14 protein-coding genes are annotated in these 16,739 nt (G+C 47.3%); 13 read left to right on the top strand and 1 reads right to left on the bottom strand.

What is annotated here, in order from left to right; genetic code table 11:
• The first annotated feature begins 67 nt into the window (after positions 1-67).
• The 7 genes from KNP91_RS09350 to KNP91_RS09320 all read left to right on the top strand — a co-directional run bounded on the left by KNP91_RS09350 (position 68) and on the right by KNP91_RS09320 (position 4,910).
• Entirely contained in the window at positions 68-364 is a 297-nt protein-coding gene (locus KNP91_RS09350; protein ID WP_214767706.1) for a DNA-directed RNA polymerase subunit beta, read from the top strand.
• Positions 365-391: 27 nt separating this feature from the next.
• Positions 392-814 carry a 3-hydroxyacyl-ACP dehydratase FabZ gene (gene fabZ, locus KNP91_RS09345; protein ID WP_012371522.1) on the top strand — a complete coding sequence of 141 codons (423 nt, stop codon included), beginning with the start codon at positions 392-394 and terminating at the stop codon, positions 812-814.
• Between the two features lie 7 nt (positions 815-821).
• On the top strand, positions 822-1,244 hold the full coding sequence (locus KNP91_RS09340) for a hypothetical protein (RefSeq protein WP_012371521.1): 423 nt from the start codon (positions 822-824) through the stop codon (positions 1,242-1,244).
• Between the two features lie 132 nt (positions 1,245-1,376).
• Positions 1,377-1,700: a four-helix bundle copper-binding protein gene (locus tag KNP91_RS09335; RefSeq protein ID WP_214767704.1), complete on the top strand. Its 324-nt coding sequence runs from the start codon at positions 1,377-1,379 to the stop codon at positions 1,698-1,700.
• A 136-nt stretch (positions 1,701-1,836) separates the two neighbouring features.
• On the top strand, positions 1,837-3,381 hold the full coding sequence (locus tag KNP91_RS09330) for an SdrD B-like domain-containing protein (RefSeq protein WP_214849853.1): 1,545 nt from the start codon (positions 1,837-1,839) through the stop codon (positions 3,379-3,381).
• A gap of 116 nt (positions 3,382-3,497) precedes the next feature.
• A complete protein-coding gene (locus KNP91_RS09325; RefSeq protein WP_012371518.1) occupies positions 3,498-3,929 on the top strand; it encodes a helix-turn-helix domain-containing protein in 432 nt (143 codons plus the stop codon).
• Between the two features lie 132 nt (positions 3,930-4,061).
• Positions 4,062-4,910: a pirin family protein gene (locus KNP91_RS09320; RefSeq protein WP_214849849.1), complete on the top strand. Its 849-nt coding sequence runs from the start codon at positions 4,062-4,064 to the stop codon at positions 4,908-4,910.
• Between the two features lie 67 nt (positions 4,911-4,977).
• On the opposite strand, the gene KNP91_RS09315 is transcribed toward KNP91_RS09320, so the two are convergent.
• Positions 4,978-5,223, bottom strand: a complete 246-nt coding sequence (locus tag KNP91_RS09315) for a hypothetical protein (protein ID WP_376778098.1) — start codon at positions 5,221-5,223, stop codon at positions 4,978-4,980.
• Between the two features lie 165 nt (positions 5,224-5,388).
• Here KNP91_RS09315 and KNP91_RS09310 point away from each other — a divergent pair, with 165 nt between their 5' ends.
• The 6 genes from KNP91_RS09310 to KNP91_RS09285 all read left to right on the top strand — a co-directional run bounded on the left by KNP91_RS09310 (position 5,389) and on the right by KNP91_RS09285 (position 16,729).
• Entirely contained in the window at positions 5,389-5,802 is a 414-nt protein-coding gene (locus KNP91_RS09310) for a hypothetical protein (protein ID WP_214849846.1), read from the top strand.
• Between the two features lie 533 nt (positions 5,803-6,335).
• On the top strand, positions 6,336-9,635 hold the full coding sequence (locus KNP91_RS09305) for a hypothetical protein (protein ID WP_214849843.1): 3,300 nt from the start codon (positions 6,336-6,338) through the stop codon (positions 9,633-9,635).
• 212 nt (positions 9,636-9,847) lie between these two features.
• The gene (locus KNP91_RS09300; RefSeq protein ID WP_214849840.1) at positions 9,848-12,529 is read left to right on the top strand and encodes a glycoside hydrolase family 70 protein; all 2,682 of its coding nucleotides are present in this window, start codon (positions 9,848-9,850) and stop codon (positions 12,527-12,529) included.
• Positions 12,530-12,672: 143 nt separating this feature from the next.
• Entirely contained in the window at positions 12,673-14,283 is a 1,611-nt protein-coding gene (locus tag KNP91_RS09295; protein ID WP_251135970.1) for a S8 family peptidase, read from the top strand.
• Between the two features lie 159 nt (positions 14,284-14,442).
• Positions 14,443-16,011 carry a S8 family peptidase gene (locus tag KNP91_RS09290; RefSeq protein ID WP_214849838.1) on the top strand — a complete coding sequence of 523 codons (1,569 nt, stop codon included), beginning with the start codon at positions 14,443-14,445 and terminating at the stop codon, positions 16,009-16,011.
• Positions 16,012-16,027: 16 nt separating this feature from the next.
• Positions 16,028-16,729: a hypothetical protein gene (locus KNP91_RS09285; protein ID WP_214849835.1), complete on the top strand. Its 702-nt coding sequence runs from the start codon at positions 16,028-16,030 to the stop codon at positions 16,727-16,729.
• Positions 16,730-16,739 lie beyond the last annotated feature (10 nt).

Genomic DNA, 16,739 nt, shown 5'->3' with positions numbered 1-16,739 from the left:
ACTATTTAATACCAGGTACTAATATGCTATACTGTTCTTTAGACTGAACCAATGAAAGGTGATCAAGATGGTACAAAATCAAGCCGGAACGGACCAACCGACCCGTGAACGTCTGAAACGTAATCAAGAGGTTAAGAACGAACAGCCGCAAGAACAGGAACCGAAGCAACGTAAAAAATTACGTCAGTATTCTTCACGTCGCGTTCCGATTATTGCTCGTTTATTGATCATTGTTCTTCTTATTGTCCTTGCGTTAGTGATCGGCGCAATGGTTGGATATGCGACACTTGGTGGTGGCGAAGCGATGGATGTCCTTAAGCTCGACACATGGACCCGCATCACCGATTTTTGGACAAAATCTTAAATTAACCAGTGATTGGAGCTGCGCTATATGTATACGATTGAACAAATCAAGGAAGTCATTCCACACCGTTATCCGTTTTTGCTCGTCGACCGGATTCTCGAAGTCGAGGAAGGAAAACGGGCTGTCGGAATCAAAAATGTCACGGCAAATGAAGAATTCTTTAACGGCCATTTCCCGGATTACAACGTCATGCCCGGTGTGTTGATTGTCGAGGCGTTGGCGCAAGTTGGTGCTTTTGCTGTTCTCAAGATGGAACAAAACCAAGGCAAACTGGCCTTTTTTGCCGGCATCGAGAATTGTCGTTTCAAGCGTCAGGTCGTTCCCGGTGACCAGCTCCGACTGGAAGTCGAACTGACGAAACTGCGTGGACCGATCGGTAAAGGGCGTGCCACAGCAACAGTCGATGGGGAAGTCGCCTGTACTGCTGAACTGACTTTCGCAATCAAGTGAATCCGTGATGAAGCGTTTGCTGATTCCCTTGGCAATCTCGCTGCTTGTCATTCCCGGTTGTCAGCGTGCTGACGAGGTGGAGACCGCTTCCCCGACGGTCATCATCGATCCTGTCACGCGTGCCGGACAAACGGAAAACATCTCGGCTCAGATTTCAGCAACGGACAACGACCGGATGCGTCTGACGATTCGGACGGCCAATGACATCCGGCTGGATGACCAACAGGTTGATATTCGACTGGATGTCGCCAATCAGTCGATTCCGTTCCCCTTTGTTTCGTTTACGGCGAAAAAGATGGGGGAAATCAGAACGTACACGTCGGATACGACGATTGAAAAAGAAGTCTTCGATGAAAACCGCTTGCCGGTCCTGATCATCGATGCAGGCGCCGGACGTGGCATTGAAATTCCGCTTGAAGTCGTCCGTTAATGGAAAAGAACCATACGATAACCAGTTGTTCCCCGGTTATCGTATGGTTCTTTTTTTGTTTTAAGAGAGTGTATCCGGGGAAGAAGGATACTAGCGTTTACTTAGTCATCACTTCAAAGGGGGAATCATATTATGCACGAAGCACATCAGGAAGCTCTAACGACACTCGAAGCCTGTATCGTCGCCTGTAACACTTGTTTTGACGCCTGTCTGAATGAATCCCACGTTACTCATATGACGGATTGTATTCGTCTTGACCGGGACTGCGCCGACATTTGCAGCCTGCTCAGTCAGGCCATCGTCCGAAACAGTCCAAACATCGCCGTGCTTGCGACGGCCTGTAAGGAAATCTGTTTAGCCTGTGCCGAAGAATGCTCGAAACACGATCATGACCACTGTCAAAAATGTGCTGCAGCCTGTGAAGCGTGTGCGAAAGCCTGTGATTCACTCGTATAATCTTAAGACGACTGATCCTTTTTGAGGGACAGTCGTCTTTTTCTTGGACGAATTTCGGAAATCAGGTGGTTTATTTTCCCTTTATTGTTTAAAATCTAGGTAACACATATTTTAGAATGGAGCGAAAACAAACATAATGCGAAAAATTGGAATGTACATAGCAGCGTGTCTGCTTGTCTTTGGTATCATCACACCAGCTCAGGCAGAAACGATTTCTGCATGGGATGTCACCGGAACGGGAACGAATCCGTATACGTTGACATTCACGGGAGAAGGGACAGTCAATCTTGAATCTGAAACGGAATTGGTCTTTGAAGGCGGATTGACGGGACAAGCAATTGATATCGTCAAAAACCCGACCGTCACGTTTACAGCGGAAACGGCACCTGTCGTGAAAGTAACATCGACGGATCAGGCGAAGACGATTTTGATTCAATTCGGCCGCGAAGTCAAAGCGGAGCCGACACCGGAAGAACCCGTGACAACGGAACCAACGCCGGAAGAAAAACCGACACCGGAGGAGCCGGAGACGGAAGAACCAATCAAAGAAGAACCCGTGGAAGAAGAACCCGTGGAAGAAGAACCGGTCAAGGAAGAACCGAAGCCGGAAACGGAACCCGTCAAGGAAGAGCCGGTAAAGGCGACGACGGGAATCATCAACGGACTCATCTGGTTTGATGAAAATGAAGACGGGATCCGTCAGGAAAAAGAAACACGCATCAGTGACGTCCCGGTGTACCTCTTAAATAAAAACTACGATGTCGTTGAGGAAGTTTACACGAAAGACGGACTCTACACGTTCAAGGACATCGAGCCGGGCACGTATTACATTGAAGTGTACGGCATGGACATCGGGTACTATTACACGTCTCCTCAACACGAAGGAACGGATCCGACGATCGATTCGGATCTTGACGAAGATGACCTGGCAAAAGTGAAGCTGCAAGCAGGGGACATCGTTCAAGTCGATGCCGGTCTCTACGGTCTCGAAGACGAAGAAATGGACATGGCGAACCTTCTGATCGTCACGAACTTCCTCGATGCGAATAACGATCAGATTCCGGGTTACACGGAGCAGACGATTCCTGCAACCTATACGATTACGGATGCCATCACGGGGAAAGACGTCTACACGGAAGAAGTCGGAAAAGACGATGCCTTGTCGATCGAATTGACACCGGGAACGTACACAGTGAAGACGGAAGTCGCTGCCGGATACACAGTCGAAGCGATGCACCACGTCTCGCTCGATGAGATGATGGATTCGTTCGAATTGACGAAAGCCGGAGCGGAAGCCCTTGCTGTCGGTATGGCAGATGAAGACGAAGAAGAATTCCCGGGATACGATGAATTCCTCAAACTGTTCAAACGAAAAGCAACGACGGATTCGGTCACGTTGACGGATGAGACGATGGGGTATTTCCTGCTTGCTGAAATCAAGAAGACGAAACCGGTCGTGGAACCGAAACCAACGCCGCAACCAACGAAGACATCGACTACACCGGCGCAAGCACCGGTTACGGAAGTCAAAGCAGACAATCCGGATACAAGCACAAGCAATAGCAATGCATCCGGTGAACGACTCCCGCAAGCAGGGGAAGAGAAACCGTTCCCGTACGCAGCGACAGGAGCAGGACTGGCAGTCGTCGGACTCTGGTTACTGTTACGACGCGCAGGATAAGGACAACCCTCTGGACCATACCGGTTCGGAGGGTTTTTGATGTGTGTATTGATTGACACACACGCACACACGTGTGTATAGTAAGAGTATCAAATGAATGGGAAAGAGGGATTACGATGTTAACGACAAAACAGATCAGTGAATTGTTACGCGTATCAGAAGAGACGGTCCGCCGCTGGATCCGCACAGGCGAATTACATGCGGAACAGGACGGTAAAGGGTATTTGGTCGACGAGCTGGCACTCAAACGTCTGGTTGACGAGAAGTCACAGATCCCGGGCAACGCGATGAATAAAGTTTTGCCGATCATCAACGACCTGTTTGGTCCGGAAGCGGCGAAGTTTGCCAAGTCAAACCTGTTTGATCCGCTCCGTCAGTCAATGGATCAGTCGGCACCGCCACGCCCGGAAGCGTCACCGGAGTCGGTTGCAGAAGAACTGAGCCAACTGAAACGGAAAAAACGTCGCCTCGAACTCGAACATGAACTGAAGCTGCTAGAAATCGAAGAGAAGATTGCCGTCCTCGAACAAAAGGCGTCACGTCTTTAATCGAAGTGCTGAAACGATTCCGTCAACCGGAGTCGTTTTTCTTTTGGATGGAAACTCTGACGAGCAAACGAGTACGGCTTCCGCAACAGGCTATGCGACAATGAAAGCATCATAAGTGGAGGAGTTGGAAAAATGTTCGAACGTGATATCAAGAATCATTGGCAAGTGACATATCAACAAAACGGTTATCCCCATGTCCAACAGGGCTGGGTGCTGTCACCAGACCGGAAAGACGAGTTTGATCCGTTTATCCTGATGGCGGAGGACTGGTTCAAACGCGGAACGTTTTCCGATCATCCGCACCGCGGCTTTCAGACAATCACGTATGTTATCGACGGTCGGCTCGAACATATCGATAATCATGGCGGGCACTCCATTCTTGACGCCGGAGACATCCAGTACATGAATGCCGGCTGGGCGGCACGACATGCAGAAGAAGCGGTCGATGACGATTTGATTCATACGTTGCAACTCTGGCTCAATCTACCGAAGCGTTTGAAAGAGACGACGACATCGTATCAAAACGTGTTGCTTGAACAAGCTCCGGTCGTGACGTTTGACGGCGGACACGTCCGCGTTTATTCCGGTGAGATTGCCGGCGTGACGGGACCGCTCGACAGTCTTGTCCCGATTACGATGAGTGAGATCTTCCTGGAACCGGGTGCGACGTATGAGCACGTCTTACCGACGAACCATAATGCCTTTTTGTATGTCTTAGCCGGCGAACTGGAAGTCGGGACAAGCAAAACCCGACTTTTGAAGACGATGGCCGCGACATTGACGTTTGAAGAACAGGCAGCAGGAGACAGTTCACTTGCGTTGACGGCAGTCAGCCGGACGAAGGTCCTGATTTACTCCGGCCAACCGATCCGGGAGGAGACGATTGCCTACGGACCGTTCGTCATGAACACGGAAGACGAGATCCGTCAGGCATACCGCGATTACCATGACGGAAAATTCGGACCACCGGCCGTCCTGTAACGACAAAAAAACCAGTTCCGTTGATCGGACTGGTCTTGTGTGATCGATAGGCGGACACCGCTCGACCTCAATTTGAGGCAGAACCGGTCGTCCGTTTTTTCTTGCGGCGCCAAAACCAGTAACCGAGCCCGAGTGCAATCGGGATCGCGGCCAGGTAAGGGTTCGCTTCTAAATAACTGATGATCTCAAACAGCGCGAACCATCCACTGAGTAAACCGAGGATGAGTAAGATCGTCCGAATCGCTTCGGGAAGCTTGCGGATACGATATGCGAAGAGACATACGAGGCAAAAGATGATAATCGCCACGAGCATTCCTCCCATTCCCGTATTCAGTATAGCGTATTCGAAAAGCTTTTTCGATGTTGAATGATGTGTTTTTTATCAGCAGGATTTTCGAACAATCCAACTTCCTGACCTGTCATATAGGGTGAGTCCATCAAGGATTCATCCTATTTTTTATGGTAAAGGAGAAGACGGATGAAAATCGATTACTTCAGCGTCATGCCGAGTGGTCCGAAAGGCGCACTGGAAACACATTGTCTGACGAACGGAAACTGGTACGAACGGATCAGTGAGGAGTGGGAACGGGCGATTCATTACGGAGCGGGTCTGATCCGGATCAAGGACAAAGGGGCCGAACTGCGGATTCCGATTGAATTCGGACTCGGTTATGTCCTGCAATACTTACGGCAGTTCACGGCAGCAGAACGGCATACGGTCGACCGGGCGCGACGGCATCTCCAGCAGCAGCTCGAATGGATCGGACGTGGGCTGCCGATTCAATTGCGTCGCTTGGACGACATGATCGAACTGACAGCGGACGCGGATCACCGGTTTCGACGCGACTCGTTTTTGGAAGCGATAGAGCAAGCCAATCGAAGTATATCTTAATCCTGAAGCCGTCATGAATAATCCATGACGGCTTTATTATATTTCAGAAAAACATTAGTAAGTATGAAATTTGATATAAATGTAAGCGTTTTCTTAAAAAGGTATGACCAGTTTTTCAATTTCCATATACGACCTGTAAATATATTTTACTAGTTACTACTATTCACCTAATTTTTACAAAAAACCTATTGTCGTTAGTTTCTGAATTTTGTATATTTGAGCTGTAGCTGAGTGATTCACTGATTTCAAAGTGAGGCTTGGTACGAACCTACGACATACCGGATGCCTTACCTGTAAGGCGTTCGACAGCATGTTCCTGTTCATCCCAAACTGGATACATAATGGATCACTGACGATCGTCTACTGAATAGGCGATGGATCGGCGTGTGAAACAGAACGTATTCCTCCGAAGAAGGCAGGGACTTTGTTGAATGGATTAAAGTAAAATATTTGTAAATATTTACTTTAAGTGTAGGTTATCTGGTTGGGATTGTCGCATTTAGTTTTGAAAGACAAGAGGAGGAATTGTAAACATGGCTTACACGAAAAAATCAAACAAATTGTACGCTGCTGCAGCTGCACTCGCAGTCACTGCATCTGTCGTCGCACCGGTTGCTGCTGACGCGGCTTCGAAGGTCTCTGTTAAATACATCGAACCAATTTTGATGAAACATGCAGGCGGTTCAAAGTACGCTGTTAAGAAATTGATGTTACCGACGAAAGTCAAAGTCAAGCTCACAAACGGTAAGTACGAAATGCGTTCAGTGAAGTGGAACGGTACCGTGAAGTTCGAGAAGAAATACATCAACAAGTTCCAAGTTCTTTACGGAACAGTTGCTGGTACTTCGAAAAAAGCAATCCTCAAAGTAGAACTTCAGAACTATCCGGTTGATGTCCTCGAACCAGTCCTCGAACCAGTTGCAGTCGGAGGGAAAGTTGTTCTTCCAAGCACAATCAGTATCCGTTACAAATCAGGCATCGTGGTTAAACGCCCAATCAGCAAGTTCAACCTGAAAACACCGAACACTTCAAAAGCCGGCAAATATAAACTTGCTTACTCATACAAAGGTGCGAATTCTGTCGTAACAGGTTCAATCAGCTATGAAGTTAAAGCAGCTGACATCACGAACGTCATGGGAAGCGTCGATGATCAGACACTTTCTGTTAAAGCGGACGTCATGTACGCAGCGACAGGCGCAATGGCAGAACTCTTAATCTACCCGGGTAAAGATATGTCAAAAGCACCAATCGTCGTCAAAGGATCGCTTTCAAACGGGAAATTCATGGCTTCACAAGGTGGAATCCCTGAAGGCACACACAGCTATGTCGTCAAAGTCGGCGATGTGAAATCAGCAGCAATGGACTTCACAGTAGCGAACACGATGCTGACATCAGCAAAAGCAATCGGCAACAAAAAAGTCGAAGTTTCATTCTCACGCGCCGTTGATAGCGCATCAGTCGAAAACTTCAAAATCGCAGGCGGAACAGTTACAGCTGTTACCCTCAGCCCGGACAAAAAATCAGCACTCCTCGACGTGTCAGGTCTTGAGTACGATAAAGACTACACAGTTGAAGCGAAAGGCATCATGATCGGCGGCGTCGCTCGTGACCTCGGTTCAATCAGCTTCATGACACAAGGCGTTGAAAACCTCTGGATGCTGGAAGTTTCACCGAAAGCCTCGACAATCGTCGCAAACGGAGCTGACAACACAGAAGTGACGTTCTTACTCAAGGACAAAGCAACTGGTGAAGTCGACAAAAACGCAGACGATATCGTCTTGAAATTATCCACATCATTCGGTGCCCTTGCGAAAGACCGCGTGACAATTCAAGACGGAAAAGCAACGGTCATCCTCACTTCAGAGTTCAGCAACACAGACCTCGAAGCCATGATCCGTGCCGAAATCATCGAAACGGCAGCAGGCGATTACAAAAACCTCATCGGTAAGATTTCAGGAGAGACGAAAGTCAAGTTCAGCACAATCGCTGTTACTCCGGCTCCGATCGAGATGATCAACGTTCTTGCAGCTGAATCAAACCAGGCAGATCGCGTGACGGTCTTCCTTGATAAAGCCGTTTCACGTGAACTCTTACTCAAATCATTCGGACTTGATAAAGTCATGCAAGGTCTTCACGAAGAAGATTACCTCGCAAACGACAACATCCAGATTGAACAATTTGACGGCATGAAACGTGTCATCGGTGTTAAAGCGATTCCTTCGAATCCGAAAGCATTCGAATTGATCCTGGACAAAGAAACACCACTCCAAGACAATGCAGTCGTTAAGCTCGTCGCAAAAATCACGAGCAGCACGGATACAGAAGTGAAATCAAAAGCAAGCTTTAAGTTGACGGATGCTCGTCCTGCTGAAGTAACATCTGTTAAAGCAGTCGGTCTGAACCAACTCGAAGTGAAATTCTCTGAAGCAGTCGATTCTGCGAAATTCAAAATCGACGGTCAATACGGAGAGAAGTACTTCAAAGTCATCCATTACGGATTTGACAACAAAACTGGTGTCGATCGCCGTGATACAGTCCGTATCATGCTCGATGATAACTATCCAGGTGTCAAAGAAGGTTACTTCGCTGCAGGTAAACACTCGCTTCAAGTCTGGGATACAATGGACTTCGCAGCACTTTCAGATGAAAGTAACATCGGAACGACACAAAACCTCGACTTCACGGTTGCGGCTGACACAGTCAAACCGACAGCTGGCGTCGTTGTTGAGTCACCTGAGCAATTCCGCGTGATGTTCAGCAAAGGCCTCAAAAATGCGAATATCCTGGCATTGCTTGATAACGAACTGAAGTTTGAGCGTTACAACTCGAACACGAAGAAATACGAAGACTTCAGCAAGTATGTCAATGTCACGTCTTATAACAAAGAGACGGGCGAAGCTGTCATCGAGTTGATGAAAGACTGGACGGAAATCTACGATACAGTCAACACGAAAGAAAACTACTACAACGATAAGTTCCGCATCACGCTCGACAAAGGTGCTATCCAGGCCGAAGCGAACGGTGAGAAGAACGATGCGTTAATCCTTGACCTCAGCTATGAAGGATCGCCGCTCAACACGCCGGACCTGAAGAGTGCTGAAATCAACACGATCGACCGCGTACCAATGACAAACGACTTCGTTGTCATGATGAGCGAGCCGGTGAAAATCCGTGACCTCGATGAGTACAACACGCCACTCATCAATGCGGACGGTATCGTCTTGCCTCCGAAAACGACAGTTGAATTCATCGGTAAGAACAAAGATGGAAAAATCGTTACAATCGACGGATCTGTCGTCAAGTACACGGATACAACGGACAAAAACTTCCAAGTCAAAGCAAACGAGAGCCTGCAAAAACTCGTCGACATGGAAGGGTACGGCGAAGACTGGAAAGTCGTCGTCAAATCATTGTCTGATGATGTCGGTAACACGGTTGCAACAGCGACACATGACTTCAAACTCATGAAAACGCCTGTTAAACCAGTCTTGACGCCGTTCGAAATCGTTAAAGTATCAGCGAACGAGAAAAACGAGAAAGACGTCATCCGCATCAAGTTCACAGAGGGCGTTCAATACTCTGGTATGTACGATGCGACAAGCACAGCGAACTACATCCTGAACGGAAAATCACTTCCGGTCGGAACAAGTATCTCGCTTGCTGACTCAGATGACATCGTATCGAACGGACTTGATATCGTTAAAATCAAAGTCCCGGCTGGTACACTCAAAACGTTGTCGAACGTCATTGTCGTCAACAAAGATCTTCAGTCATACGACAACTCAGTCTTGACTGGCGGTTACGAGAAAGCAGTTCTTCTCGGATTAAACTAATTCCCTCGAACACCTTTCGTCCGGAAATGGATGGAAGGTGTTCTTTTTTATGACAATTAGTGCAATCGATTGCATTTTGTTAAATATATTGACTTTTTTTGAAAAATAGAAGGTGTTATCTTGAAAGAAAGATGTTAAATTATGTGATGTTGTTTAGTAATTAAAGGAAAAAATAATCAATTAAATACAGATAGTAAAGGAGACTTATATTGATGAAGAATACCAAAAAAGTATCGGCTGGACTGCTTGCTACCCTCGTAGCAACAAGTAGCTTCGGTGTAGCACCAAAACAAGCAGCAGCTTATACGTCAGGTGAGAAATTGGATAACCATGTCATCTTCCAGAGCTTCAGCCTCTACCAACCATATGACAGCAATATGTACCGGACTCTTGCTAAAAAAGGTGACCTGTTAAACTCATGGGGAGTAACAGATGTATGGATGCCGCCTGCGTATCGTTCGTTTGATATGGCGCGCTACATGGAAGGGTATGCTATTGCCGATCGGTATGACTTAGGTGAATTCCCACAAGGACCAGGCGGGACAACGGCAACGAAATACGGTAAAGCCAGTCATCTCGAGATGATGGTCGACATGTTGCATGATGATAACATCAAAGTTCAAATGGACTTGGTTCCAAACCAGATGCTTGGATTAAACAAGCGGGAAGCTGTTTTCGTACGTCGTGCGACAAGCTCAGGTGAGTTATTCACGAATCCATACACGGGCGGACAGACAACAAAAACGCTCGCGACACCTTACCTCGCCTATACAAAAGGCGGCGGACAGGGACAAGAAAAATACGGGTACCTCAAAGAGTGGAACAAAACCTTCTTAAATGGAACATCGCTTCAAGGTCAAGGTACAGGACGTGTCATGACGGACAAAGACGGTAAACCGTACCGTTACTTTGGACCGGAGAATGAGAAAAACTATTTACCTGAATGGTTGATTGAAGCGTCTAAAACTCAAAACTTGAATGTCGTCGATACTTATCTCGCGGCTGACGGTTGGTATGAAGTTTCACCGCAGAACTGGAAACCGATGTTATCGCAATACGCGAAGGATCCGGGTTACCTTGCTTATATGAAAGAAAATGGTTTCGAGACAAAAGAAGCACTCCTCGCGTCAGCGGACAATGGAACGATTGCGAAGTTGACGGAAGAATACATGAAGACACAAGCAACTTACGGATACGGAACAGAAGAACGTTCGTATCAGAATGATAACTCGGGCATCGATATCGAAGATCAGTTCCTCTTCGTAGATGAAACAGGATTTCCGCTTCAAGCCTATAACAAGACGATGACGAATAACGATGAGTTCTTACTTGGCGTAGACTTAGCCAACTCGAACAAAGAAGTCATCAAAGAACAAAAGAACTGGATGAAGTGGATGCTTGAAACATACAAGTTCGACGGCTTCCGGATTGATGCAGCGTCACACTACGATACAGCGATTTTAAAAGCGGAAGCAGAAGTCGCGAAAGAACACTTCGGTAAAAAAGAGCATTTAAGCTATATCGAGAGCTATAAGTCAGAGCAAAAAGCATACATGAAAGCTAATAACGATGAGCAGCTGATCATGGACTCACCACTTTACTTCACGATGCGGAATGCCCTTGGAAATGAAGCATCAAAACGTCCCTTGAGTGCCATCGTGACAGGTTCAACTGTTGATCGTTCAGCGACTGGTGCAACAGATGTATCAGCTAACTGGTCATTCGTTAATAACCACGATCAAGAGAAGAACCGCGTCAACCAGATCATGCTCGATCTGTACGGCATCAAAACAGGTATTCAGTACAAAGCAGGCGAAGAGCCGAAATCGTTTGAAAAAATGTACGATAAAGATACAGAAAAACAAGCACTCGCAATCTACAATGCAGAACTCGCAAGCACAAAGAAAAAGTATTCAGTGGATAACGTCGTCTCACAATATGCGTTCTTGCTGACGAACAAAGATACGGTTCCGACTGTTTACTACGGTGACTTGTATCAGACGGATGCTTCATATATGTCTAAGCAAACGCCATACTATGACGAAATCACGAACTTACTGAAAGTCCGTAAGCAATATGCATACGGTGCTCAGAAAGTGGCGTATCATACGACGAACACTTCAAAAGTCGCCGGCAGTCATTTGATTTCAAGTGTCCGACTCGGTAAAGACCGTAACACGGGTGTTGCGACAGTCATCGGGAAGAAGTCAACACTTAACACGACAATCAAAGTCGATATGGGCAAACAACATACGAACCAAGTCTTTGTCGATGCGAGTGGTGTAACCCAAACGAAACTTGTCACAGACAAAAACGGAATCTTGACAGTTCCGGTTAAAGGGATGAGAACGGCAGAAGTAAATGGATACCTCGGTGTCTTCGTTCCACAAACAACAAAAGCACCGACGGCAACAATCGAGAAAGCAAGTGTCTATCAAGGTAAAGGTATCAACCTGAAAACAAAAGTCTTGAATACGTCATCAACTGTATCATCGATTCGTTATCAAGTAGCGGACACGTCAAAAGCAACAGTGGATACTACGGGACGTCTCGTTGGTAAAGCATCAGGCAAAACGACTGTGACGGCAACCGTGACATTAAAAGACGGATTCGTCCTGACAACTACATTACCGATCGAAACGAAAGTCAATGAAGTGAAGCTGAAAGCTACACAAAAAACATTGAAAAAAGGTCAAACAACGACAATCGGTTATGCGTCAGCAACCGATAAAATCAAATCTGTCAGCTATGCCTCGCTCAATAAAAAAATCGCGACGGTGAACACAAAAGGACAAGTTAAAGCAGTCACTAAAGGAACAACATCAATTCGCGTTACCTATACGACTGTTGGAAATTATAAGGTCGTTAAAACCTTCAAAGTCATCGTGAAGTAAAACAAAAATCCATCACCTGTTGAGGTGGTGGATTTTTTATTTAAAAATAAATAAATTAGGTAAATGATTTTTAATATACCACATTATTCCAAAATTTACAGGTATATAGGTGTAAGGACCTAAGACAATTGGAGGGTGAAGGAATGAAAAAAATCGTCGCAGGAAGTCTCGTAGTCAGTTTATTCATCGGATTCAGCATGAACGGGGAAGCGGTGAATGAGCAAAAAATGGTCAGTGCAAAACAAAAAACTGTCAGTACCAAACAAATCAATCAAGCGAAAGCACTGCCGACATTCCACGGCAGTTATGTCGGAGCGCCGATGAAAGGACGTTTCGATGAAGATGGATTTGACATCTGGTACATGGATGCAAAAGACTTTGTCAAAGACGGGACGCATCTTGAATTTGATCTTGATTGGGACGTTTACGGGACGATCTTTACGAGTAAGGCAGATGTCGACGCCGGACGTGTCTACAACCGTTATTTCCAACGCAATGATGAGACCATGTATTTCCCGCTGAGCTGGAGCGGACGACAGTATTTGGTGTTGGAAGGATATCCGGGCGATACATATTCTGTCCCGTTCAGTGTCTCGCGTTACGAGCCGATTGAAGCGACCAGCAGTTCTGCAGTCCAAGCAAAGGCGAATACGGCAACGGCTCTGATCGTTCAGACAAAAACCGGTATGGTCCGCAGCAGCAGTCTCGGTGCGAAGACTGTGAAATCAGTCGCGCCGGAATTACGTCTTGAGAAGTTGACGTATCGTTCGGCGGCGGAAGCAAAAGCCGCGAAACAGAAGTTTGAGCAGTCGAGTGCGACGGCCTACGTCGAATACGATACACCGATTCAAGCGTTCGGAGCCGATGCTTTTAAGAAACACCAATGGTCCTTGTTGAACACCGGTCAGAAAAAAGGTCTCAAAGGAGCGGATATTGGTCTGACGGCGATGCAAAAACGGATCGCGAAAAAGAAACAGTCGACGACACTTGTTGCGGTCATCGATTCCGGTGTCAATCCGAGTTATGCGGATTTCGCCGGGAAAGTCCGGATGGATCTCGGCTACGATTTCGTCAACCGTTCGAAGACGGCCTGGGATGATTACGGTCACGGCTCGCATGTCGCCGGTATCATTGCAGCGGGGACGGACAATACGTATGGCATGACGGGCATCAATGCGAAAGCCGCGATTATTCCAATCAAAGTGCTCGATGAGAACGGTGCCGGCTATACATCGGACCTCGTCAGCGGTATCAATCACGCCGTTAAAAAAGGCGCTAAAGTCATCAATCTCAGTCTTGGTGGCGATACATCTTCGAAAGCGGTCGAGTCGGCACTGTCTTATGCGAAAAGTAAAAATGTGTTGATCGTCGCGGCGTCCGGTAATGCCGGCAAAAAGGATCTATCATATCCGGCACGCTCGAAATATGTGCTTTCCGTTGGTGCAACAGGGCGGACAGATAAACGGGCGTCGTTCTCGAACTACGGGACGGGACTTGATCTCGTTGCACCCGGCGTCTCGATTCCGAGTTATCTCGCAGATGGAGAACTCGCCTTTGCGAGCGGAACTTCGATGGCAGCGCCGCATGTCGCGGCTGTCGCCAGTGTCTTGTACAGTCTAAAGCCGACAATCAAGGCAGCAGACGTTGAAAGTATCCTTAAAAAATCAGCGAAGGACCTCGGTTCGAAAGGATATGATACGACCTATGGTTCCGGTCGTCTGAATGCTGACCGGGCGACGAGTTACATTAAATGAAACAAAAGGTGGATCCGGTTGACGCCGGATTCACCTTTTGTGTGAAGTGACTTGAAAACAGAAAAAAAATCTACGCGAAACGTAAAAATTAGGTGTTTAGCGTAAAATTTTCCATTATACTGGTTCTGTAGGTCAAGAGGTGGATGAAGGAGTGGAGAAATGAAAAAATGGATCGCAGGATTGACAGTAGCAGGTCTTCTCGGGACGATGATCCCGACTCAAATAGAAGCAGCAGGTACCGGGGCAAAGAAATTACCGACGCTGGACGCGAAAACAAAGAAAGCCTATATCAAAGGCAAGTTTGACAGTAAAGGAAAAGCATTATTTTATTTCGATACGAAAACCTACCTGACAGGCGGAACCCATCTGAAATTTGCTGCCGACGAGACAGAAGCCGTCACCGTTTATAAATCACAATCCGACTACAAACGACAACTGGTTTACGGACGATATGATCAAGTTACGGATCAGTCGCTCGTCTTCCCGCTCAGTTGGAGTGGTCGTCAGTACATAGAAATCGAAGGGAAGAAAAATACAGCGTTTGTCGTGCCGTTTAAGCTTGAGCGGTTGCAGCCGCTTCGGGAATCGATTGGACAATCGGGTACGGTCGCGAAGTCGAGCAGTCTCGTCGTCAAGATAACAGGCACGAGCAGTCAGAAACAACAACTGTCCGAGAAAACGGCAGCCGTGAAGCACGAAACAATTGATGCCGGCCTCGGCCTCGTCAAGTTCACGTACCGGACGGTCATGCAGGCATTGGCGGCGAAACAACAACTCGCAAAATCGAACAGTGTTGCGTATGTCGAGCTCGACAGCTCCATGCATGGACTCGGAGGCGACGTCTTCAAATCGTATCAGTGGTCACTAAACAATACAGGGCAACGCGGTGGCGTCAAAGGCGCCGATATCAACTTCGATGCGATGAAGAAACGGATTGCCGGTAAAAAACAATCGACGGTCCTCGTCGCAGTCATCGATACCGGGATCAATCCGACGTACGCGGACTTTGCCGGACGTGTCCGGATGGACCTCGGTTACGATTTCGTCAACCGCCGTCAACTCGCGATTGATGATCACGGGCACGGCTCGCACGTCGCCGGTATCATCGCGGCGAACAGCAACAACACGTACGGCATGTCTGGCATCAATGCCAAGGCTTCGATCATTCCGATCAAAGTGCTCGGCGAAGACAACTACGGCTTGAACTCGGATATCGCGAAAGGGATTTTACATGCCGTCAAACAAAAAGCGAAAGTCATCAATATCAGTATCGGCGGTGGGTTCTCATCCCGGGCGATCGAAGACGCTCTCGCATATGCGAAGCGAAAAGGGGTTCTCGTCATTGTCGCTTCCGGTAACGAAGGACAAAGTAAATTGTCCTATCCGGCCCGGTCCCAGTATGCGTTTTCGGTCGGATCGACGAATCGGTTCGATAAACGTTCATCCTTCTCGAACTATGGCAAGGGACTGGATTTAGTCGCTCCGGGACAAGACATCCCGAGTTATCTCAGTGACGGCGAATCCGCTTTTTGGAGCGGGACTTCGATGGCAGCCCCTCACGTCGTCGGTGTCGCGAGTCTCCTCTACAGTCTGAAGCCGACGATCAAAGCATCAGAAGTGGAAGCGATTCTCAAAAAATCAGCACAGGATCTTGGTGCCAAAGGATATGATCCGTCATACGGATACGGGCGACTCGATGCGGATAAAGCTGTGCGGTTACTGAAATGAAGAGAGTAGGGACAGTATGAGAGTTTTGAAACAACTGGTGTTGATGCTGGTCATCGGTGTTCTCTGCTTAAGCGGGACACTCGGTGGACAAGCGGCATCCAAGGAAGAGCAAAGTGTATTAAAAGACTACCGGTCGTTTAAATTTGGTCTGACACTGACGCAGGTCGCCAAAGTCATGTACGGTCCATCCTACAAACAACATTTGAAACAGACGAATGGCACGACAGTTTTTAAGAAAAAAGCCGATTGGACGCAGAATGAAAAAGGGTACCGTGAACGGGGCTATTCGTTTTACGACCAATCGAAGACATTACCAAGACTGATGACACTTGAGTTTCACACGAGAAAGAATCAAACGACGTATTTCCTGGTCCAAAAAACATTACAGTTTGCAGCGGATACGAACAGCGGATTACGGGAAAGTACCCGGACGCTTAAACATGTGACGTATATTCGGGGAGATGAAACGGAAACAGAACTCGACGAGCTGTTATCCGGTAAAGGTCTTGGTCAGGTCGCGATGCGCTGGTCCTGGGACTTTACATCCGTCCAGACCAAACAGGAACGAAAAGAATATAAGTACCGCGGTCAGATCAAAATCTATACGTTCAAAAGTTCAAATCCGAAAAAGCAGATTGAAACGACGATGAAGTTTGATCATGCGAGTAAACAGTATAAATTGAATAACTATACCATTCTCCCGATTAAAACGAAGTAAAAGGGGCAGT

The organism is Exiguobacterium sp. s138 (assembly GCF_018618775.1).
GTDB lineage: Bacteria > Bacillota > Bacilli > Exiguobacteriales > Exiguobacteriaceae > Exiguobacterium_A > Exiguobacterium_A artemiae.
This window is presented reverse-complemented; position numbering and strand designations above follow the sequence as displayed.

Bases quoted from the DNA above. Each gene is read 5' to 3' on its own strand.
- KNP91_RS09350 (WP_214767706.1), top strand. From the start codon at position 68: ATGGTACAAAATCAAGCCGGAACGGACCAACCGACCCGTGAACGTCTG.
- fabZ (WP_012371522.1), top strand. From the start codon at position 392: ATGTATACGATTGAACAAATCAAGGAAGTCATTCCACACCGTTATCCG.
- KNP91_RS09340 (WP_012371521.1), top strand. From the start codon at position 822: ATGAAGCGTTTGCTGATTCCCTTGGCAATCTCGCTGCTTGTCATTCCC.
- KNP91_RS09335 (WP_214767704.1), top strand. From the start codon at position 1,377: ATGCACGAAGCACATCAGGAAGCTCTAACGACACTCGAAGCCTGTATC.
- KNP91_RS09330 (WP_214849853.1), top strand. From the start codon at position 1,837: ATGCGAAAAATTGGAATGTACATAGCAGCGTGTCTGCTTGTCTTTGGT.
- KNP91_RS09325 (WP_012371518.1), top strand. From the start codon at position 3,498: ATGTTAACGACAAAACAGATCAGTGAATTGTTACGCGTATCAGAAGAG.
- KNP91_RS09320 (WP_214849849.1), top strand. From the start codon at position 4,062: ATGTTCGAACGTGATATCAAGAATCATTGGCAAGTGACATATCAACAA.
- KNP91_RS09315 (WP_376778098.1), bottom strand. From the start codon at position 5,223: ATGCTCGTGGCGATTATCATCTTTTGCCTCGTATGTCTCTTCGCATAT.
- KNP91_RS09310 (WP_214849846.1), top strand. From the start codon at position 5,389: ATGAAAATCGATTACTTCAGCGTCATGCCGAGTGGTCCGAAAGGCGCA.
- KNP91_RS09305 (WP_214849843.1), top strand. From the start codon at position 6,336: ATGGCTTACACGAAAAAATCAAACAAATTGTACGCTGCTGCAGCTGCA.
- KNP91_RS09300 (WP_214849840.1), top strand. From the start codon at position 9,848: ATGAAGAATACCAAAAAAGTATCGGCTGGACTGCTTGCTACCCTCGTA.
- KNP91_RS09295 (WP_251135970.1), top strand. From the start codon at position 12,673: ATGAAAAAAATCGTCGCAGGAAGTCTCGTAGTCAGTTTATTCATCGGA.
- KNP91_RS09290 (WP_214849838.1), top strand. From the start codon at position 14,443: ATGAAAAAATGGATCGCAGGATTGACAGTAGCAGGTCTTCTCGGGACG.
- KNP91_RS09285 (WP_214849835.1), top strand. From the start codon at position 16,028: ATGAGAGTTTTGAAACAACTGGTGTTGATGCTGGTCATCGGTGTTCTC.